General features: G+C 41.9%; 15 protein-coding genes. 1 reads left to right on the top strand and 14 read right to left on the bottom strand.

What is annotated here, in order from left to right; translation table 11 throughout:
• Positions 1-4 precede the first annotated feature (4 nt).
• From ABD894_RS00190 to ABD894_RS00160, 7 genes are all read right to left on the bottom strand, one after another.
• A complete protein-coding gene (locus ABD894_RS00190) occupies positions 5-3,616 on the bottom strand; it encodes a BamA/TamA family outer membrane protein (protein WP_345208948.1) in 3,612 nt (1,203 codons plus the stop codon).
• Positions 3,606-4,238: a phosphatase PAP2 family protein gene (locus ABD894_RS00185; protein ID WP_345208947.1), complete on the bottom strand. Its 633-nt coding sequence runs from the start codon at positions 4,236-4,238 to the stop codon at positions 3,606-3,608. The genes ABD894_RS00190 and ABD894_RS00185 overlap by 11 nt, the downstream gene beginning before the upstream one ends.
• A gap of 9 nt (positions 4,239-4,247) precedes the next feature.
• Entirely contained in the window at positions 4,248-5,138 is an 891-nt protein-coding gene (locus ABD894_RS00180; RefSeq protein ID WP_345208946.1) for an SdiA-regulated domain-containing protein, read from the bottom strand.
• Positions 5,135-7,171, bottom strand: a complete 2,037-nt coding sequence (ppk1, locus tag ABD894_RS00175) for a polyphosphate kinase 1 (protein WP_345208945.1) — start codon at positions 7,169-7,171, stop codon at positions 5,135-5,137. The genes ABD894_RS00180 and ppk1 overlap by 4 nt, the downstream gene beginning before the upstream one ends.
• On the bottom strand, positions 7,158-8,381 hold the full coding sequence (locus ABD894_RS00170; protein ID WP_345208944.1) for a Pycsar system effector family protein: 1,224 nt from the start codon (positions 8,379-8,381) through the stop codon (positions 7,158-7,160). Before ABD894_RS00170 ends, ppk1 begins: the two co-directional genes overlap by 14 nt.
• Before the next feature lie 221 nt (positions 8,382-8,602).
• Positions 8,603-8,986 carry a DUF3037 domain-containing protein gene (locus tag ABD894_RS00165; RefSeq protein ID WP_345208943.1) on the bottom strand — a complete coding sequence of 128 codons (384 nt, stop codon included), beginning with the start codon at positions 8,984-8,986 and terminating at the stop codon, positions 8,603-8,605.
• Positions 8,976-9,758 carry a HipA family kinase gene (locus tag ABD894_RS00160; protein ID WP_345208942.1) on the bottom strand — a complete coding sequence of 261 codons (783 nt, stop codon included), beginning with the start codon at positions 9,756-9,758 and terminating at the stop codon, positions 8,976-8,978. The genes ABD894_RS00165 and ABD894_RS00160 overlap by 11 nt, the downstream gene beginning before the upstream one ends.
• A gap of 133 nt (positions 9,759-9,891) precedes the next feature.
• Between ABD894_RS00160 and ABD894_RS00155 the strand changes: the two genes are divergently transcribed.
• Complete coding sequence (locus ABD894_RS00155; RefSeq protein ID WP_345208941.1) at positions 9,892-10,572, top strand: metal-dependent hydrolase; 681 nt, start codon at positions 9,892-9,894, stop codon at positions 10,570-10,572.
• Between the two features lie 23 nt (positions 10,573-10,595).
• Here ABD894_RS00155 and ABD894_RS00150 read toward each other — a convergent pair whose 3' ends face one another.
• The 7 genes from ABD894_RS00150 to ABD894_RS00120 form a co-directional block, all read right to left on the bottom strand.
• Positions 10,596-11,057, bottom strand: coding sequence for a DUF4268 domain-containing protein (locus tag ABD894_RS00150; protein ID WP_345208940.1), 462 nt, complete (start codon positions 11,055-11,057; stop codon positions 10,596-10,598).
• Between the two features lie 128 nt (positions 11,058-11,185).
• Entirely contained in the window at positions 11,186-12,199 is a 1,014-nt protein-coding gene (locus ABD894_RS00145; RefSeq protein ID WP_345208939.1) for a glycoside hydrolase family protein, read from the bottom strand.
• Between the two features lie 2 nt (positions 12,200-12,201).
• Positions 12,202-14,046, bottom strand: coding sequence for a glycoside hydrolase family 2 protein (locus tag ABD894_RS00140; RefSeq protein ID WP_345208938.1), 1,845 nt, complete (start codon positions 14,044-14,046; stop codon positions 12,202-12,204).
• 64 nt (positions 14,047-14,110) lie between these two features.
• Positions 14,111-15,187 carry a DUF3823 domain-containing protein gene (locus ABD894_RS00135; RefSeq protein WP_345208937.1) on the bottom strand — a complete coding sequence of 359 codons (1,077 nt, stop codon included), beginning with the start codon at positions 15,185-15,187 and terminating at the stop codon, positions 14,111-14,113.
• Positions 15,188-15,205: 18 nt separating this feature from the next.
• The gene (locus ABD894_RS00130) at positions 15,206-17,086 is read right to left on the bottom strand and encodes a RagB/SusD family nutrient uptake outer membrane protein (RefSeq protein ID WP_345208936.1); all 1,881 of its coding nucleotides are present in this window, start codon (positions 17,084-17,086) and stop codon (positions 15,206-15,208) included.
• 10 nt (positions 17,087-17,096) lie between these two features.
• Positions 17,097-20,312, bottom strand: coding sequence for a SusC/RagA family TonB-linked outer membrane protein (locus ABD894_RS00125; RefSeq protein ID WP_345208935.1), 3,216 nt, complete (start codon positions 20,310-20,312; stop codon positions 17,097-17,099).
• A gap of 266 nt (positions 20,313-20,578) precedes the next feature.
• The gene (locus ABD894_RS00120; protein WP_345208934.1) at positions 20,579-21,409 is read right to left on the bottom strand and encodes a PKD domain-containing protein; all 831 of its coding nucleotides are present in this window, start codon (positions 21,407-21,409) and stop codon (positions 20,579-20,581) included.
• Between the last annotated feature and the right edge of the window lie 10 nt (positions 21,410-21,419).

Genomic DNA, 21,419 nt, shown 5'->3' with positions numbered 1-21,419 from the left:
ATTATTAATATCTGAAACGCAGGAGCAAATACGGATACCAGCCTTCGTCAGAGTGGCCCGCAAGCAATTGTACAACTGCCATACGAGCGGGTGCAAAATAAATGCCACCTCCATTACCGATGTGCCATTTATCAGAATTTTCGCCTTTTTCCCATACCCTGCCGGTATCAAAGAAACCCGTTATGCCAAATTGGCCGGGTAAAACATAACTTGCAAAATCACCTATCTTTATTCTGAGCTCTAAATTGTTATATACACTGTGCTGACCGGCAAAGCGGAAGTTTCTGAAACCCAGTAAATTTTGTTGTCCTCCCAAAAATAACGACTGATAAAAAGCTGTTTTACCTATGGTAACCCCACCGCCTAACCTATCGGCCAGTACAATAGTTGAGGTTGAGTTTAAGCTTTTATAGAATGCTACTTCGGGCAGTATCTGAATAAATGATTTTGAGTAGCTGTTTAACCCTGCATATCCCTGTATTTTGATATTCACCACATTGCCCCATGTTGGCAATATGGCATTGTTCCTTGTATCGCTGATGTAATTTATAATTACACCGGCATGTGCTTTATCTTTAGCTACGGTAGCGCTATCGTAAGAGCCTATTAACGAAGTATTATTGATAAACCTGCCTACGTTTTCGCTGGCATCCATGTGGTACAATTGTACAGACGGACCTATACTTAATGTACTACCCGATGACGTGTGCCATCTCAAGGCCGGGTCGAATTGAAAAGTATTATACCTGGTACGGTAATATCTTTTAAAATTACCCGTTCTATCAAAAACAGATTCGTTACCACGCCCGAAGAAATTTGCCGCATTATCCGGAGCCTTTGCTAACACCTGCAAAGTTAAGTCGGCTTTTCCAATTGCCCGTATCCATTCGGCATTATATTTAACCGCGAAAGCTTTTGTTGCAAATGAATGACTCACCATTAACTGTTGCGAATAGTTATATGGCTGTTTATGAAAGCCTTGCTGGTGTATATATCTGAAGCCCAAGCCTAAAGAAAAGCCATCATCGGCATTCAAACCGGCGGTTGCCATAGGTATAAACGTATTATACAAGTTTACAGGCTCAAAGGCGGTGTTCGCGCTATCGGCAGAAATATGTTTATTAAATACGCCCGAATCACCCTTGAAAGTTATCTTATTGGTTTTGTTGTAAAGCTTGATGCTTTTGTTAGAGTTTACAACATCGTAAACTTTATCGCCTTTTTTACCGATAAGCCTGATGTTTATGGGCGATTCTTTTTTGTTGATGACCACATGATCATCCCCATCTTCTACATACAGCCTGATCTCTTTGGTAATACCCGCGGCAAACGTGTTATTTAACAGCGTGTCTTTAACTACACCATCTTTATTTATTTTGCGGATAACGATGTTCACTGATTTAGCAGTATCGTCTTTTATTTCTACCAATTCGTTTTTATCGGTAGTGCGTATATCCACTATCTTATTCATAAAACGATAGTACTCGGCCATAGCTTCCGGGATATGCGCGCGGCGTTCTTTCAACGTTTTCAGTAATTCATCATGGCGCAATTTGTAGGCTGATTCCGGCAACCTGCGCAAACCTGCTTCCAGCACCGCGTCAGTTTCGGCTGCTACAAACTCATTGGCCATCTGCATCCATTCTTTTAAGCTGAAGTGTGTTGCAGGATACATATTTAAAAAGCGCGTTTTAAATATCGACCATTTTACACTTGGGATATCGCTATCAAAACCCTGCAAGGTAGGTACCACAAACGGTAACGACGCGATGCTTGGCAACAGCCCTTCGTTAGTATAAAGCACCTGGTCGCGGTCGCGCGGAACGGCAGTGTAGGTTGTTTTGCCGTCTTTTTCTTTGTGTATCCAGCGCCATTGATCTTCGTGCCTGTCCCAATCGCCAATCAGCAAATCGAGCATGCGGGCACGTAAAAACTCGCGGCTATCGTAAGTATTATCATTGTCCTTATTCAGGTCTTTGATCATTTTTATGGTATTCTTTGAATCGCCGGCAGGTTCACGTTCTTCCAATAAACATATCATATTGGTAAAGGTATCGGCATACTTACCTAAGTTATCATCGGCAGATACTATCCCTATTATCGGGTTAGCATGCGGCACACCGGCGGCCTCGGCCAATGGCGGTACTATCAATGCCGAATACGGGTGCTGCGCGCTCATGGCATCGTTCACCCAATCTTTGGCAAAGGTTTCCTGCAATTCGGGCGGCAATACCTTTTCCGGGCTTTTTTCTACACTGCGTAATACCCATTCCTTGCCGCTTTTATCAACCAAGCGTAACGATTTCGACTGATAGCCACCGCCTAATTGGGTAGGTTTTAATCCGCCCGCAATTTGCGATATTCTTATAACCGGCAATTTCGTAGCAGCCGCCCACTCCTCACGGTAGTTTTTACCGAACAGGGATTTATGAAAGCCACTTACATTATTATATTCCGGCCTTATCTTCACAACGGTACTATCGCCCGCGATAGGTTTAGCCTTGGCTACTTCTTTATCTTTTATAGGGGTGTAAGGTTGTTTGTAAGTGAAAGCTTGTTTTACACCTTCGTCGGTTACAATATAGTAGGTAAATACCATGCTGTTATCCAGCAATATATCGGCGGTTACATAACCTTGTGTAGCATCTGCAAATAAGGAGTGCTTACCTTTTTTGGCATACGTGTTTTTAGCGCCCGCACCGCTTACCACCTGTACTTTCTGTTTGTTTTTGATAAATTGTAAGCCGTGCTCGTGCCCTGCTACATGCACCATGTTTGGATAGCCTTTAAATACATTATCAATACGGGCTATCATGCTTTTATACAGCGGATGCCCAGTATCTTCGGGGTTGGTGAAAAGCGTACGCAGTAAAGGGTACAGTGAACCTATAACCGGCAATGGAATGTACAGGTTCTTGTTAGCTGCCGTTAACGGAAACAAATGATCTTTAAAAGAATAATAGCCTCCATGTGTACCATAGGTTTGAAATGGGTGATGCGAGGCCAGCAAGATCACCTTGCCGCGGTTCTTTTGAAACAACTCTTCCAGCTTATCAATTACCGCGTCTTTAGTGTTACAATCGCATTCGGCATCAGGGTTGTCCTTTTTATAAGTATATACCCACCACTCGCTATCAAAAGCGATGATAGTGAGGTTGTCGCTCACGTTGATCTCTACCGGATCGGGGCATCCATCGCGCGGAACCATTTTTAGTTGCGGGTCTTTCTGTTCTTCTAAAAAAGCCCATTGGCGTTTTATTTTGGCCAAACCAAGCGGCCCCATCCTATCCCAGTCGTGGTTGCCGGGTACAAAGTATACAGGCGCGCCTACCGCGCGAAATGGCTGGTATTGCGACCGCAAGATCTCTTCGGTTTCTTTTTCTTGGGGACTGCCGGGCAAACCCATGCCACGCGGATAAATATTATCGCCCAGGTACATTACCGTGGTTTTATTGGTAATCACCTTAGCGCTGGCGTGTTTCATCACTTCACCCTGCTGCTTATCCATTTCACCGGCATCGCCAATTAATATCACACGGTATTTAACCGAATCTTGCGCGGAGGCATAGAAACTGCCCAATAATAAAGTAGCTAATAGAGTAAATTTATTGATCATAGGTAGGTTTCTTTTTGTAGTAGGGTTTAAATAGTTGCCGGTTAAGCCATCTGCTTGCCAATGCACTCCCTATTCCAACCGCTGCTCCGCCAAGTACATCCGAAGGGTAATGCTTACCAAGATACATGCGCGAGTAGGCTACCGATGTTGCCCAGGCATAAGCCGGTATGGTAACCCACCATCTTTTATACTGAAAGGCAAATGTGGTAGCCTCGGCAAATGCCAGGCTGGTATGCCCCGAAGGGAATGATTTGCCATGTGTTATCGAATTAGGAAATATTACATCGGGGTGTTTATCGCCGGGCCTGTCGCGGTCAATACCACGCTTTATCAGGTCGGTGACAATAATGTTTGTAGCCACGCTGATCAACATTTCATAAGCATCGTGCTTAATATCCTCGTTGTCTTTTGCAAAACCGTATACCAAATCGGCAACGGGTATAGCCGCACCTGCCCAATAAATGGAATTACTGGTTTGTATCCAATACTGCGATGTAGGTTCGCTTGGGTTGATCGCTTTAAGTATCCGCAAGTCAAGCCCCTGTGCACCTGTTTGTTTATAACCAAAGCAAGATGCCGTGATCAATATAAAAGCCAACCTCCATTTTATCAGTACCCGCATAGTAGAATATTATTTTTTGTATACAAATTTTAAAATTGTGCCGCTGCCTAAACCACCTTCGTTTGAAATATACAGGTTATTCTGCTTATCAAACGCTATCCCCTCAGGCTGCGGAAACAATGACGGCGCTAAGGGATAGGTTTGTTTTACCTTCCAGTTAGCATCAGTTACCACCAACAGTTTATTTACAGATGATACGATGTACCACTCATTGGTGCGCGTATTTTTAGCCAATGCCGATGGCGCGAACTTTATCCTTTTTTTATCATCCGTAAGGTTTGCGATATCATCAACAGGGATACTAAACTCGCCTGTTTTAGTTACTGTGCCCTTGGCCGAAAGACTAAAGATAAAACCGTTTGTCTGCTTTTGCTTCTTATCGGCCTTTGAATTTTTAGTCAGTATGTAAACTAAGCCTGTTTTTTCGTCGGCATACAGGCTTTCGTATTCACCTTTGGGCAAAATATCAGCTTGGGTACTAACATGGGTAATGTTACCGGCACGGGCTTCGCTAAACGGAAAAATGAACAACACGCCATCGCTTCGCAAAATAATAACCTGCTCTTTGCAAATGGCTATGTCTTCATAATCGCCATGGTTGCCAAATTTCACATGCTTAACATCCTTGTCGCCCCATCCGAAATAGAATAGCTTACCGGTTTCATCTTCGTGGGCGTAAATAACCTTCGGGTCGCCTTTGTAAAAAGCCAGTCCGGATATTTCTGTTAAACTTACAGGCAACGCGTATTTTGCCGGAGCCGTCAGGTTATAACCATCGGGGCTTTTAGCAGGTTTAGTTTGCTGCATGCAAGAAAAACCCATAAACACCAATGCCAATACACCGGTTGATATAGCAGGCCTGATGAGTTTATTAATCAATATTGTATGTGGATACATCATGCGTTCTTGTTTTTTAGTTTCCCGTAAATAGCATACTGCGATTGTATGGCAGGTTCTGCTTGTGGTACGGGATTGTTATTTAAATGCTGATCGAGCATAACGGCCTGCACATTATCCTGTAATTGCAGGTCTATCAGTTCTGTTATCTCCTGGCGAATGCCCGCGTCGTATACCGGGAAACACACCTCAATACGGCGATAAATGTTACGGTTCATCCAGTCTGCCGAACCAAGGTAAACATCGGTTTGGCCATCGTTGTTAAATATAAATACACGGCCGTGCTCCAGGTAGCGGTCAACAATGCGGCGAACTGTAATATGCTCACTCATTCCCTCCACGCCCGGTACTAAACAGCATATACCGCGCACAATCAACAATATTTTAACCCCCGCTTGTGACGCCTCGTAAAGTTTTGATATCAGCACCTGCTCTTCGAGGTTGTTCATTTTAATAATGATAGAAGCGGGTTTGCCATTGCGGGCATTATTGATCTCGCGGTCTATCAACTCTAAAAAGCGCCATTGCAGGTTAAACTGCGATACCAGCAGGTTCTTGAAAACGATCTGATCTGCCGATGAGGGCTTCGTGCGTTTAGTAAGAAAGATGAGCAGCAACTCCATTTCGCGTGTAAGCTCGGGGTTCGATGTCATCAAAATATGATCGGTATAGAACGAAGCTGTACTTTCGTTAAAATTACCCGTAGCCAGCAGGCCTGTATATTTTATCCTGTTCTCGCTGCGCCTTTTTACCAAAGCCACCTTGGCATGCACCTTTAAGGCAGTAATGCTGTAAATGATCTTTACCCCTGCATCCTTCATTTTGCGGGCCCATTTGATATTGTTGGCTTCATCAAAACGGGCTTTCAGCTCAATCATCACCGTAACTTTTTTACCATTTTTAGCCGCGCTGATGAGGGCGTTAACAATTTTCGATTCTTTAGCCACGCGATACAGCGTGATATAAATCTCCTCTACATCGGGGTTATTGGCTGCTTCGCTGAAAAACCGGAGGATATTGTGATATGATTGATAAGGTACGTTCAGTAATACGTCATGATCGTCCAGGTACTCAAGCAATGATTGCTGCGGAACCGATGGCCACAATATGGCCGGCCACGATTGGTAACTCAAAGCCGGAATTTTAGCCGGAAAATCGATCAGGTCTTTCAGATTATGATACCTGCCGCCTTCAACCGTAACCGCGTCCATAAGGCCTAACTGACTGATCAGTAAATGCAGGTCTTTCAGAGGAATATCGGGTTGATACAAAAAGCGCGTAGCTAACCCCTGATCCCGTTTGTTAAGCTGCTTTTCTACTTCTTCGGCAACATCACCGGGGTACTCATCTTTCAGATCAAGCTCCGCGTCGCGGGTTATTTTAAAACTATAACAACCTGTTAGCGTATGCTTTGGAAATAATATATTTAAGTTATTCTTGATGATATCATCCAGAAACAGAACAGCCTTTTCGCCCTCAAATTCAGTAGAGAAAAACCTTGGCAGCTTATCCGAAGGGATGTTTACTATGGCCTGCTGGTTTTCGCTGTCCGGGTTGTTTAATGTCACCAAAAAATACAATTTATTATTTTCGGGGAAGAAACCGATTGAATCATCCTTGAAAAAAACAGGCTGCAAAAACGCCAGTACATCACTGTAAAAATAATTGGTGATGGTTTGTTTAAGCCCTTCGGGGATTTCGGTATTGTAAAAAACCTTGATACCGTTTGCCTTCAACTGCGGAATAATGGTGCTTGTAAACACTTTACCAAAGCGCTCCTGCTGTTGTTTTATAAACTGCCTGGCTTTTTGCAGGTTGTTGGCATTTCCGTATTCATCGCTTTTTATTTTTTGCAACGCGCTAAGCACCGGCATCCGTACCCGGTAAAACTCATCGAGGTTTGATGAGAATATCGAGAGGAATTTGATACGTTCCAGCAATGGCACGGTATCCCGTTCGGCCTCGGCTAATACACGATCGTTAAACGATAGCCAGCTTAGATCGCGATCGTTAAATATATTTTTAGGCTTGACCATTTAGTATAAAAGCAATGAGGAATGCGATCACCGATAATATTAACCCGAACATAAATATGTTGTACGAAACCCTTAGCAAGCGGTATTTTTTACCAAGAACCACCCCCTGCGAGTAATTATCGCGAATGAGCGTACCATATAAAAACTCCTTATCCTCCATCATCTGGAACATACCATTACTGTAATCATCTAACGACATGCGGTAGAAATTACCGAAGAACAGCAGGTTCACATTTCTCTTTTTGAGGTCGTCCAGAGTAAACTCTCCGTAAGGGATAGATGGACGTGTAGCTAAAATTGAGAAGGTAATAGTTAACAAGCTAACTGCCAGTAACAAAAAGGTAGGTATCACCAAAAAGCTCGACTGATCAAGCTTACGCAACACCAAACTGATGATGGCAGATAGAATAATGGAGTTAACGGTGATCATGATATGCGCCTTGTTATCGGCCATATCGCTCAGGCGCTGATGATTGGTTGAGCTGATCCTGAACATGGTTTCGATACCACGCTCGGGCCTGTCGCCTTTTTTCTTTTTTTCGTGATCTTCATGCGGCTCTATCAATACAGTGCCGGCCTGCACAATTGGCGTTTCGGCAGCAGGCTCGGCCACTGCTTCTTCCTGCTTTTTCTTCAACTCCTGCAGGTTTTTCGCTTTCTGATCGTCGAGCAATAAACGCGCGTAATCGGTAAAATAACGATGGCTCTGCATCAGGTCGATAGATTTTTGGCGCCATTCGTCCTTATCCAGTTTTTTATCAAGCAGCAAAGAGAACTCCTCGCGTAACTGCTTGCTTTTTTTGCGGTAATTATCGTTTCCTAAATGGAACAGATCGGCATCGCAAAGTATTTCATCTAATAAGTTAACCGGTTTTTGCGGCATTTGGGTAGCCAATATAGTTTGCGCAACCTTTTCTATCACAGCCGGATCAACTCCTTTATGTTTCAGGAAATCGGTAGCTGTTTGGGCGCTGCTTTGCTCGTGTTTTTGGCAATCTACCAGGTAACCTGCATCATGAAACCAGGCTGCCGCTACCACGATGAAAAAATCCTCATCGCTTAACTGGTAATGATTGGCTATTTGTATAGTATTGGCCACCACACTCTTTGTATGATCGAGATTATGGTATACCAATTTAGGGTTATTATGCTTCGAAAAAAATGAGATCACATACGCTCTTATTTCATCAAGCAACTCTTTATAATTCATTTTATGGCTGTTTTTCGGGTATTAAAATCAATATAAATATCGTGTATTTAAATAATAAACGCTAATAGTGCATCATTTTGACAATACATACATTTTATATGTAGTAATTAACATTTACTACCGGCAAATATTATTAATATGGCTAAATAAGCATTGCGCATATATTGTTTCATATTCTTAAAGAAGCAATATGCAAAGACTTGTAAGAGAGCACTTATTGATTACAGAACCAATTGGTTGTAAAGCCTTTCGAGTGTTTCGGCGGCGTCAACACAAAAACCGGGATGAACTTTTGAGGGCTGCACCACCGTACTGCGTGTCGCGGTAAGCCAACGAAAGCGCGACGGCAGGTCTAACTTCGCTATCGGCCCGCCATCGGCACCGCCTATGCATATTTTTTCGATAGCGCAAAGGTTTTGCCTTACTTCATCAAGATCGGTTTTTGGGGCGAATATTTGCAGGCGGGCATCATCAAGGTTAAACTTAGCCTGCAAAAACTTCAGTTTAGCGCAATACATAATTACACCGGCATTCAGGAACTCTTCCCTTTCTACCTGCGGCACAATGCGGATAACGGCGTATTCAAACAGGTATCTATCTTGCATTTTGTGCTTCCTTTACAAATATTTCAGAATGTGCAATCCTTGTCAACAAAAACTCCAAGTAAGCAGCGCGATGTTCTGCAATACTGTCAAATACATCTGTAGCCAGCCAATCATCAGGTATCAAATTAATGATATTTTCTACCCGTTCAGGTGTCAGTATCGCCCTGAATTCGGCATCCACTTCTTCCAATAAAGAGGCCTGCGGCAGCAGAACATGATCTTTAACCAACACGAAAGGCCTTACCGCCTGCTCGCGCCAGTTTTGCCATGAGTGATGGAAATATAACGACGCGCCATGATCTATCAGCCATAGTTCTTTATGCCATATCAGCATATTGGTATTGCGGCAGGTACGGTCCATATTGGTCAGCAGGCAATCCAGCCATACAATTTGCGATGCCAGTTTGGGCTCTACTGTAGTTACCGTAGGGTCGAATGTGATAGAGCCCGACAGGTAATGCAGCGCCAGGTTAAGCCCTACACTGAATTTCAATAGATCCTGTATTTCTTCATCTGCTTCGGTGCGGCCAAAGGCTTCGTCTAAATTGGCAAATACCAGTTCGGGTACACGCAAGCCAAGTAACCGGGCTATTTCGCCACCTATCAGCTCGGCAATAAGCGCCCTTACCCCCTGCCCGGCACCTCGAAATTTAAGCACGTATAAAAACTCATCATCAGCCTCGGCTATGGCAGGCATTGAGCCGCCTTCACGCAAGGGCGTTACATAGCGTATCACGTTAACCGTTCTTAATTCGGGCGGGGTGTATTTCATTATTGCGTTGATGTAGGTACAAAAGTATATTTTATTGTCAATCGACAGTAAAGTATATGGCAACAAAAATATTTATCATCTAAAACCTATGCGCAATATGTATGTTTGAACAACAAACCCATATTATAATAGTATGAAACTAACTTTTTACGGGCACGCATCCGTGCTTATAGAAATAGAAGGAACAAAAATACTGTTCGACCCATTCATCAGCGGTAATGCTTTAGCTAAAGACGTTGAAATAGCAAAAATTGAGGCCGATTACATATTCATCTCTCACGGGCACGGCGACCACGTAGGCGACCTTATCGAAATTGCTAAAAAAACAGGTGCCAAATGTGTAGCCTCTGCCGAAATAGCGGGCTGGTTGCAAAGTAATGGTATTGAATCGGTACATGGCATGAACCATGGCGGCTTTATCGAATTCCCTTTTGGTAAAGTTAAAGGTGTTAATGCTATCCACTCATCATCGTTCCCTGATGGCTCGTATGCCGGTAACCCGCTTGGCTTTGTATTTGTTACTCCATCGGGCAGTTTTTACTATGCCGGTGATACCGCTTTAACTATGGATATGAAACTGATTCCGTTATGGGCCAAGCTTGATTTTGCCGTATTGCCTATCGGCGGCAACTATACCATGGATGTAACCGATGCTATCTATGCCGCTGATTTTGTGGAATGTAATAAGATAGTTGGTATCCACTATAATACCTTCCCGGCAGTTACTATTGATACCGATAAAGCCGTTGAGCAATTTACAGCATCTGGCAAAACGTTGTTATTGCCGCAGATAAACGAAACTATAGAATTATAATATAAAGAGACTGGCTGTTTCTGTTATTTGAACATTTCGAAACTGTATTGCGCGGTGCTCCAAAACTCATCGAGCGCTATAATACGGGGCTTGAAAAACGATATCAGTTGCGGCCAGTCTTCTTTTTTGAATACGCTTACCCCCGTAATTTGGGTGCTGATGCGGCTGATAGTTTTATAATTTTCATCAGGCACGTGCAATTCCCAATCCCATTCCTCATTAAGGGCATCCTCCAAAACCAGCTTTAACGTTTTAAACTGTTCCAAGAATAGCTCCTGTATATCTAAATCTGGGTGTTTTATTTCTATAGCGATCATAGCCGTTTTGTTATCGGCCTGCATCCTGAAAAACAGGTTCTTTATCCCGGTTTTATAATTTACCCAGTTAATACGCAAACCATCGGCAGAAGGCTGCGGCGCTATGTACTGGCCAAAGGTTGTCCAGAAAGCTTGTTTAAGTTGCGATGCTTCGTCTTTTGAATACAATGTTTACCCCTTGTTATTTGATTCAAGTGCAAAGAAAATCATTTTATCTTACATGCCCCTAAAAAAGGAAACGCCTGTAAATACATTACAGACGTTCCGGATATACTATTGTTTTTAGGGCAATGTAATCAGGGCAGCCAAAAATCAAATGGTTTATCCCTGTCGCATACCAAGGTGCCGTTCTCAAACTCTAATTCGGCAGCATGGATAGAGGTGCGCTTGGTTGAATAAGTAAACCCGCCATCTTTATCATGTCCGCCATCATCCTGGTGGGTTTTGCGCCCAGGATGGGTAAAGTAGATGATATAGGCATGGTCTGCCGTCACTACAACATCAGCATGCGCGCCTGTTGGCGTATCTTCCGGCCGGTGACCGGGTTTATCCAGCACCATCCCTTGTTTTTCCCAGGTTTTAGCATCTGTTGAGCGGTAAACGCGCTGCCCTACCCATTCATCGGTGATCATCCAGTAATAATTTTTAAACCTAAATATCTTTGGCCCTTCATGCGGCTGGCCGCCAATGGCTACCTTGGGGTCAAGCTTCCAGTTTTCCAGATCACTACTTTCTGCCGTTTGGGTATTGCTGTTGGCGTTTTTGTACCAAATATGCCATTTACCATCGGGTAGCTTCATCAGGGTTGGGTCGATGATGTTTTGGGTGAGTTTTAAATCGCCCAAAAATTTCCAGTCCCACAGGTTTTTGCTGGTATAATGTACCAAACGGGCATTGCCACCCCAATGGCTGTACACACCCTGAATGTAAGTGACAAACATGTGGTAAGTGCCATTATCGTAAATTACCTCCGGCGCCCAAAAGGTATTGGTACCGTGTTCAAATTCCAGGTTTAATGTGCCACGGTATGCCCATGTTTGCCCGTGATCTTTTGAGGTAGCTATGCCGATACCTGTACCGTAACAAAAAGCTACATCGGGCAAAGGCATGTTGGCCCTGCGTTGAGTGTACATCATCGTCCACTCTTTTTCACCGCGGTTATACACTACTATCGGGTCGGCAGCGCCATCATAAATCGGGTCGCGAAATAATGGCGATGGCGCTTTATGTATTGCTTTGTCTTGCGCCGAAGCATTAAAACTTAGCAGTATTACACTCAACAGAACACAAAACCTGTTTAAATAACGCATACTTATTTAACTAAAGCCGGGTTGTACAATTTCTTGTGGATCTCCAGTAATTTATCGGTAGGCATTTTTATAACCTTCCTATCATAAGTAATAAAGCCGTTTATCTCGCCTTCAACATCGGTAGTTTGAGTGTATACAGCGGCAGATAATCCCAGCGGAATCAGTTCTGCTAACCTGTCGGTGAAAGTAGAGTACCTCTTAAACATCTCATCGGCGTTTTTAAAGTTCTGATATCCCCAGTTGTTTTTCACCTGCCAGGTATGCCCTTCTACGGGTAAACCTAAACCGCCAAATTCACCTAATACCAATATCTGGTTTTTACCAAATACATCAGGACGAGGCATTGCCGGGTGCGGATAATTATGCAAATCAACAATATGACCTGTTGTATAAAAGTTACCACCGCTGGCGCTGTTCACCAATCGTGATGGATCATTCTTCATCGTCCACTCGGTAATTTCTACAGTTTTAAACTGTCCCCAGGCCTCGTTAAACGGAGTCCATACCACAATACAAGGGAAGTTGTGCAGATCGGCCATAATCTTAGCCCACTCTTTACGGTAGTATCCTTCTGATTCAGGTGTACGATCTTTATCACTGCCATGGTCTAATATCCCCGGACGATTTTCCCAGCCATTACCTAAATCTCCGCTCGGCATATCCTGCCATAACAACATCCCCATTTTATCGCAATAATTGTAATAACGGGCAGGCTCAACTTTAATGTGCTTACGTATCATATTGAAGCCCATCTTTTTAAGTTCATCAATATCGTACAACATAGCCTCTTCTGTTGGCGGGGTGTACAAACCATCAGGCCACCAGCCCTGATCAAGCGGACCGTATTGGAATACGAATTTATCATTCAGCAGCATACGCTGTATACCATTGGCATCGGGTCCCATTGATATTTTGCGCATAGCGAAATAGCTCTTTACATCATCAATTACCTTGTTATTACGTACAAGGGTAATATGCAGATCATACAGGAACGGGCTTGTAGTCGACCACAGTTTTTCATTCTTTAACTTGATAACCGTGGTTTCTTTAGCATTAAATTGCTGTTGTGCTACTACGGTTTTGCCATCAAGTACCTCTACCTTAATGTTATCACCTGCCTGCGCATTAGCAACGTCAGCATTAAGCGTTAACGTATGGGCATCAATGTCAGGTGTTTGCTTGGTTGAGGCGATGTATGATTTTTGTACACCTTCAATCCAAACGGTTTGCCAAATACCGGTAACCGGTGTGTACCATATACCTTCAGGCTTTTTCACTTGCTTGCCACGTGGCTGCGGGCCATCATCTGTCGGATCCCAAACACGTACGGTTATCTCCTGTTTAGCGCCACCTTTTAGCAATGAGGTAATATTGAACGAAAACGGATCAAAACCGCCTTCGTGCTTACCTGCACTTTTACCGTTCACAAACACCTCTGTTTGCCAGTCAACCGCGCCAAAATGCAGCAATACATCTTTACCTTTTATGGTAGATGGTATGCTGATGGTTGTTTTATACCAAAGCACACTATCCTTACCCACGGTTTTACCAACGCCTGATAAGGCTGACTCAACAGCGTAAGGCACTAAAATGCTGCCATCATATTTTGAAGGCGCGTTATCACTTTTTGGTGTGATGGCGTAGCTCCACAAACCGTTCAGGTTTTTCCAGTTGTTACTACGCACCAGTTGCGGACGCGGATACTCGGGTAGCGGTGCTTTTGGGTCAACCTTTTCGGCCCATGGCGATACAATTTTGTCTTTAACAAAGGCCCATTTTGTTTGCGCCGATGCAAAGGTAAAAGGCAGCAACAGGATGCCGGTAAGCAAGATGTTTGTTTTTTTCATGAGTTTAAATAATGAGAGAAAGCAACTTAGGTATTGCTTTCTCCCGATTTAATATGATGATTAATTAATAGGTAAAGAAATCCACATAGTCCAGCTGTGCCGCACCCGGGTCGGTAGCGGTTTTACTGATAACTACTGTGTGTGCACCGGCGGTTAATGTAAATTCAATAGGCACAATATCAAAATCTGTAGCCCCTTGTTTAGGATAAACCACTTTTTTGGCAACACCATCAATAGTAATAGTTTGTGTAGTGCCTGCTATATCAGATGCGCCAACAACATTTACCATGTAATTACCTGCAGCAGGCGCTGTAAATGTTAAAGTAACAGAACTACCTACAGTCGTCATCCCTTGAACATATGTATTTTTGTCATCAGTGATTGCGTTAACCAATGTGCCTGTTTCTGCCTGGATACGCTGATAATTAGCAATTGGCTGTAATTGAACTTTTTGTACCGGCGAAAAAACCAACTTATCTACACCTGCAATTTTTAAACCTATACGGGCATAAACATAATCCTGCGTAGGTGATAAAGTTGGTATAAATTTGTTGAAGGTAACATTTGACGGATCTATTATCGCATCATTGTTATACCTTCTTGAAGCGATATTATAACCGCCTGATACAAATTGCGTTTTGTTTACATACAAATTTACATATTCGATATCCTTAGCGTTGGCATCGGTAATAATTTTATCTGCCTTAAAATTCGCGATAATGTTTCTACCCTTTACTGCATTGGTAAAGTTATGGATCAGGTAATACGGTGTAACTTCCAGATCGAGTGTTTGATTGCCTTTAAAATCAAGAAAAACAGTATCCGGCTTGCCTGCCGCATTAGTTCTCCACATCCAGGGACCATTACCCGGTTGCATAGTTAACTTGTAGTTGCCGGCAAATAACTCCTGCGAATACGAACCGTCTTGTGCTATTGGCATTGGTATAGCTGCCAGCTTACCAAACCCCGGTTGCCATAATTCAATATTTGCAGGATTTTCAAAAGGTTGTTCTACGTTAATGGCTTCACCCTGGTATACCACACGTCCGTTTAAACGGAGGCCCGGCGCATCGTAATTATCTTTTTTGCATCCTGCAAGAATAGATAATACAGCAATGCTTAAAATATATTTGATCTTCATCTCTCGTTAAATTTATAGTTATTGATTTGGATTTTGAATAAGTTTTGGATTGTTACTTATCTCGTTGGTATTAATACGGGTATAATAATTTCCAAATAAAAATCTGTCACTACCCTGAACTTCACTTGGTAATACAATTTTAAAAATCCACTTTCCATCATTTGGTCCGTTAGGATCAATTAATTTATAAGGCCACAAACCATAAGGTTGCGTACTACGTTTGGTGGCTTTACCAATATTGCTAAGCAGATCAGCTTCAGTCATAGTGTTACCATCAAACACCTGATGAGCTATTCTCCAACGTTTGTAATCAAATAATAAATGACCTTCAAATGCCAATTCAACACGGCGCTCATGAACAACACGATCAAAAGTAATTTGAGAAGATGTTAGTGGAGTAACCAAACCAGCTCTTGCACGTACCTGATTTATGTATGAAGCTGCTGATGTTGCATCCCCTAACTCAAAAGAAGCTTCTGCTGCATTCAATAATACCTCGGCATAACGGTATCTTACAAACCATACTTCGCTATTTACACCACGTTGGCCAGCACCAGGTGCCGGATCAAGGTACTTACGAATATAAAATCCACTTTGTGCAGTAAATACTTTATTGTTAATAGGCCCATCAAACCCAACAACTTGTATAAGGCCTTTACCGGGTACATCTCTTTTTAGTCCTCTATCATCAGCCGTAATAACAGTACCATTGGTAAGTTGTACACCAGCAAATATATCATTATTAAGCCCTCTGAAAGGCATACTTGGTAATAACACTGTACCGGCTAACCTGGCATCTCGGCCTGCAAAAGGCTCAAGTTGATTTGTATAAACAATAGGTTGACCATTACTGCTGGTAATTGGAATAGGCGCGTAGGAATTATCCAGTTTCTCAAAAGTTTCAACAAAGTTCAGTGATGGATTTATACGGCCACCTTCTTCTTCCTGAGCCCCATAACGAGGCTGATTTGAAAGTGTGAAGCCGTGTACTTTGCCAGATTTTAATTTAAAATCATCCACAAAAATAACTTCGGTATTACTTCCTTTATCTAAAAATATGCTGGCAAAATTTTCAGCCAGATCATCTTTCTTTTTATATAGTGAATACGCTCCCACACTTCCATCAATAATTTCTTTAGCAGCACGTAATGCTGTAGTGTAATAACCACTGGCCTTGCCGGATGGTATACCTACCTCTTCTCCTGGTAAACTTACATTAGGTGTTGATGCACCGTATTTGGCAATTGAACCAGCGTATAATGCCGCTCTTGATTCCATAGCTAAAGCAGCAGCTGCGGTAGCCCTTGATTTTGTATCAGGTGTTTTTGGCAAGATAGTTTTTATAGCCTCAGCCTCGCTAATCACAAAATCATAAATTTCGGCTTCTTTGTTTCTTGGCGACTGCAGATAGGTTGGATCGCCGCTAAAATCATAAGTTAACGATTTTAAAATTAAAGGCACACCACCTACACGTTTAACAATTTCAAAATAATAAGATGCCCTTAAAAAACGTGCTTCAGCTATAAATCGATCTTTATCAGCCTGAGCTAAACCTGTTGATGCGGTAGCTCTTTCTATAAAGAGGTTTAAATCGCGGATGTAGTTATAATCCCAGGTATACCAGCTGTTATAATCCCATCCGTTATTTTTACTAAAACCGCCGCCGTCAGATACGAAGCATTCATTGAAATCGGCCATGGTAGCCCAATCTTTTACGGTAGAAAAATCTGCATAACGATTATATAGGTTAGCCATTACCGATAATGTTTGGTTGGCATCCTGAAATATTTGATCAACAGTTAAGGTATTAGTTGGCGCAATATCTAAGAACTCACTGTCTTTACAGCCATAAGTGCCAAGCACCGCAGCCATTAATATAATTGATAATTTCTTTTTCATAATTTAACATTTACAAGCTTAATTTCATACCTACGTTCACAATTTTGGTTTGAGGGTATTGTAATCCATTATCATCGTTTACTTCAGGATCAATACCATAACTACTAAGGTTATCAATTGAAAACAAGTTATATCCATTTACAAACACGCGGCAGCTTTTTACATTAAGCTTATCCAATAATTTTTTCGGCAATGAATAACCCAATTCAATGGTTCTGGCCCGTAAGTATTTAACATTGTGTGTAAAGAAGGTGTTATTACCGGTACCTACACGGCCACCATCGGCGGTACTATTGTTATTATTAGAATCTCCTCCTCTGTTAAAGCGCAATGCAGGGTATTTGCCGGGTATCCATGCGCTATTCACATCATACGGATCTTCACGATGCCAGCGGTCTTCAAATATGGTGTTGAAGTTACCATCGTTTTGGAAGGGCCATCTCGTTTCCCAGTTTTGCAACCAGGTATAACCGGCACCACCCGAGAAGTCGGCGGCTAAATTGAAGCCTTTATAATTTAATGTAATGCTAAAACCAAAGTTAATAAGCGGTAAGCCCGTATTAGAGAAACCAATTGTTCTTCTATCGTACTCATCTATGCGTCCGTCGCCATTATTATCCTTAATAATTAAATCTCCCGGAAGTAAGGTGCTATTACCCTTACCGTCAATATTTACAGGATAGTTATTAATTTCTTCTTGTGTTTGAAATTGACCAAGAACTTCATAGCCTGGATATCTTTGAGAGTATCTATTAGTTTTACCGTTCATGTATCTGTCTAAAGAGTTATTAAACACCTCTTTATAAACAGTAAGATCTGTATTGCGGGCATAGCCAACGTTACCACCAATTGCATAAGCAAGCTCACCAAATTTGTTAGTATAATTAGCAGAAAATTCAAACCCTCTAACCTGGTCGCTATTTAAGTTTTCAGATGGTAAACCATAACCCAATTCAGTTGGCACCAATACGTCATAACGTGGATATAATAAACCTGTACGTCTACGATTGTGATATTCTATTGCACCTGTAAGTTTATTATTAAACATGCTATAATCAATACCAATATCGAGAATCTTACTACGTGTCCATGATACGTTGGTAATTGGCGCACCTTTGTCTTTTGAACCAACAATGGCATTGCCATCAAGTATGTTTGTCCCTTGGTTATATAAGTAACCCGGTATATATGCAAAATAATCAAGTGCTACACGGTCATCACCTAATACGCCATAAGAAGCTCTTAGTTTCAAATCATTTAACACCGATTTGTCACCCAGTAAATTTTTAATAAATTTCTCTTCAGTAATTCGATAACCTACCGATCCTGATGGGAAATATCCTACACGTGCGCTCGGAGCAAATAATGAAGACGCATCTCTACGAGCTGATCCTTCAAAGTAATATTTGTTACCATAGTTATAACTCACACGTGCAGCATAGCCAACCCTGTTCAAATCAGTTTGCAGATCGTCATAAGTATCAACCGTCGGGAAATAAATAAGCGGTAGCACGTTAGTTGTAGGTACAGCGTGCACCCAGTTATTTAAATCGGTGTTTTTTAATCTTTCAGCAACTAAAAAGGCATTAATAGTATGCTTGCCAAAAGTGTTGTTATACTCTAATAATCCTTGTAAAGTAGTATTGATTACTTTACGTTGCCTGCGTTCGCGCCATGGGTTGGTACTACCACCTGTTGCAGCATAAGTATCTGCTGCCGGGTCATAAGTATATGTTTTGTAGGTATATTCATGATTGTTCAGCAATTGATCTGCCAAATAATAAGAATATTTTCCTCTTGCAGTAAGACCTTTAATACCCGGTATTTGGTAATCAAGTGTAAAGTTTGTTTGTAAAACTCTCCAGTCTTCACGGTAATGCCCGGCATTTTTAAGCGTTAAATATCCCCAGTTTGTTTCGTTATGCTTAATGTCGTTAATATATTCTGGATTATCATTAGCGAAAGGCCTTTCAAGAGGCGTATTTCTTAAAATGGCAAATTTGGCATTGCCATAATCATCCTGTCCAGGTACACCAGGGTTGTCACGGGTCTCTATCCGCCCGTTAATCATAACTCCCACCTTAACACGGTCAGTTATCTTTGATTCAATATTTGATTGAATATTGGTACGTTTAAACAAGAATTCGCGCCCTAAAACTGAGTTTTGAAAGACGTGTGTAGCAGAAAAGTAATAATTAGTTTTATCAGAACCGCCAGATGAGTTAGCGCTAATATTGGTTATAGGCGCGTTGCCTTTAATAATGAAGTCTTTCCAGTTGAAGCTTTGGTAACCATACTCAGTACCTTGTTTATATTTCTCAAGCTCTGCAGGTGTAATACTCGTTGTGCCTGTAAGGTTTACCTCGGCCTCAGCACGATATTTCATATAATCATAAGAGTTGGTCAATACGTCCGGGAAACGAGTCCAGTTTTGCCAACCTGTGTAGAAATCGAAATTTAACGATGCTTTTTCGTTAAGCTTACCACGTTTGGTTGTTACAACCACTACACCATTTGCTGCACGTACGCCATAAATTGAGGCCGATGCATCTTTCAGTACGGTAATAGTTTCGATGTCACCGGGCGCGAGGTTGTTGAACTGGCCTTCATCCTGCTGTATACCATCAATTACGAATAAAGCGGGGCCATAGTTACGGATAGATATAGCCGCGCTTGCACCTGGGCGACCTTCTGCTGCTTTGAACGACACACCGGGTATTTTACCGGCCAATGTAGTACTTACGTTTGCGCCGGCATGTACACGGTCAATATCCTTACTGGTTACTGATGAAATTGCAGCAGTTAAGGACTCCTTCTTTTGTGAGGTGTAACCCGTTACCACCACTTCTTGCAAACTCGCATTTGCAGGTTCTAAGCTGATGTTAATTACTGTTTTAGCGGCAACCGTAATTTCTTGAGTGGTATAACCAACAAAAGATACTGCTAAAACACTGGTAGCGCCCGGTACTGAAAGAGTGTATTTGCCCTGCGCATCTGTACTGGTACCTACCTCGGTACCCTTAACTCGCACCGCAACACCGGGTAGAGGCGCCCCTGTTTCATCAACAATGGTACCCGTGACTTTTGTTTGCGCAAATGCCGGACTAATGGCAAAAAGTAAACAAAGAAGAAAAAAAACGAGTGGGGCTTTCAAAAGCCGGGTCTTCCTTTGGAGACCATTTGAAAAGGAATAGGCATCCTTTTTCAGTAGTAAATTTTTTCTCATAAATGATTTAATTGGCAAAGTGTTAACTGTACGATTAACACTTTTGGTTTAAGCGTAAATTACGGGGTTTTTACACTTTGCCTATTAGTCAAATCGTATCAATACTTCAACAAAAAGTATCATATTACGAGAAAAAGAATGATATAAATTATCTTTCGTGATAGTTTTTTTCAGCCCAGCAAAGTTATTTGTTAGCAAATGTATGCATAACAAAAAAGGGGTAAGTGCCTCACAGCCTTACCCCTTTTATTAAATTAGTGTTTATGCTATTTGTTAGGTTGTTTTTGATTTACCGTCCAATCGGCTAATTGAAAATCGCGGCTACCATTATTACGCGTTATACGTATGCGATAATATTTGTAGGCAACTAACCCCTTATTATTAAAGTGATAAATTTTACGAAATTTTCTTTGATCATCAGTCCACTGAGGTGTTATAACTTTGTGCAACTCAATCCACCTAACGTCATCCTCTGATCCTTGAAATACCCACATACTTGGGTCGCGATCCCGGCTGTCGTTTGCAGATGTAAGTGTATAAGCACCTGCAACTTTAGGAGTATCTAACGCTATCTTCATAACCAAATCATTTGCAAAACCCGATTGAAAGAACTTGGTTTCCCTATCTTCATCAATAACCTTCAATGAACCCTCGTTAGAGTTAGGCCCGCCGCCATTATCGCGGGATACTGTAAATACACCACCAACTGTTTTAATGTAATTGGGGCCAACTTTTGTAGCATCAAAGGTAGGGTCAACTATGTTAAGCCTTATTTGTTTACTTGCCGAGTAGTTTTGACCATTACGTGTTGTAAGTGTTACAAAATATATACCCGGAAACGCGTACGTGTGAAAAGGCGCTGTATCAACAGATGTACTATCATCACCAAACTGCCATAATATCTCTTTATAGTTACTTGAAGAGCTTGAAAACTGATATTCTAAAAATTTAGTGCTATCAGGCACTACGTATTCAAATCCTGCTGTAGGCTTAGGCTCGTCCGGCTCTTGCACCACCACTTTTTTATCCTTTTTACACTGTACTGTTATCATTGCTATCAATAACAGTACCGATAGTATGCTAAATAGTTTTTTCATTGTATTATAA

The sequence above is a fragment of the Mucilaginibacter gynuensis genome (assembly GCF_039541195.1).
In the GTDB taxonomy this organism is placed as follows: Bacteria; Bacteroidota; Bacteroidia; order Sphingobacteriales; family Sphingobacteriaceae; genus Mucilaginibacter; species Mucilaginibacter gynuensis.
Note: the sequence above shows the minus strand (reverse complement) of the source record. Positions and strands in the feature narration are given on the sequence as shown.

Bases quoted from the DNA above. Each gene is read 5' to 3' on its own strand.
- ppk1 (WP_345208945.1), bottom strand. From the start codon at position 7,171: ATGGTCAAGCCTAAAAATATATTTAACGATCGCGATCTAAGCTGGCTA.
- ABD894_RS00185 (WP_345208947.1), bottom strand. From the start codon at position 4,238: ATGCGGGTACTGATAAAATGGAGGTTGGCTTTTATATTGATCACGGCA.
- ABD894_RS00130 (WP_345208936.1), bottom strand. From the start codon at position 17,086: ATGAAAAAGAAATTATCAATTATATTAATGGCTGCGGTGCTTGGCACT.
- ABD894_RS00125 (WP_345208935.1), bottom strand. From the start codon at position 20,312: ATGAGAAAAAATTTACTACTGAAAAAGGATGCCTATTCCTTTTCAAAT.
- ABD894_RS00155 (WP_345208941.1), top strand. From the start codon at position 9,892: ATGAAACTAACTTTTTACGGGCACGCATCCGTGCTTATAGAAATAGAA.
- ABD894_RS00160 (WP_345208942.1), bottom strand. From the start codon at position 9,758: ATGAAATACACCCCGCCCGAATTAAGAACGGTTAACGTGATACGCTAT.
- ABD894_RS00140 (WP_345208938.1), bottom strand. From the start codon at position 14,046: ATGAAAAAAACAAACATCTTGCTTACCGGCATCCTGTTGCTGCCTTTT.
- ABD894_RS00145 (WP_345208939.1), bottom strand. From the start codon at position 12,199: ATGCGTTATTTAAACAGGTTTTGTGTTCTGTTGAGTGTAATACTGCTA.
- ABD894_RS00120 (WP_345208934.1), bottom strand. From the start codon at position 21,409: ATGAAAAAACTATTTAGCATACTATCGGTACTGTTATTGATAGCAATG.
- ABD894_RS00135 (WP_345208937.1), bottom strand. From the start codon at position 15,187: ATGAAGATCAAATATATTTTAAGCATTGCTGTATTATCTATTCTTGCA.
- ABD894_RS00165 (WP_345208943.1), bottom strand. From the start codon at position 8,986: ATGCAAGATAGATACCTGTTTGAATACGCCGTTATCCGCATTGTGCCG.
- ABD894_RS00180 (WP_345208946.1), bottom strand. From the start codon at position 5,138: ATGATGTATCCACATACAATATTGATTAATAAACTCATCAGGCCTGCT.
- ABD894_RS00190 (WP_345208948.1), bottom strand. From the start codon at position 3,616: ATGATCAATAAATTTACTCTATTAGCTACTTTATTATTGGGCAGTTTC.
- ABD894_RS00170 (WP_345208944.1), bottom strand. From the start codon at position 8,381: ATGAATTATAAAGAGTTGCTTGATGAAATAAGAGCGTATGTGATCTCA.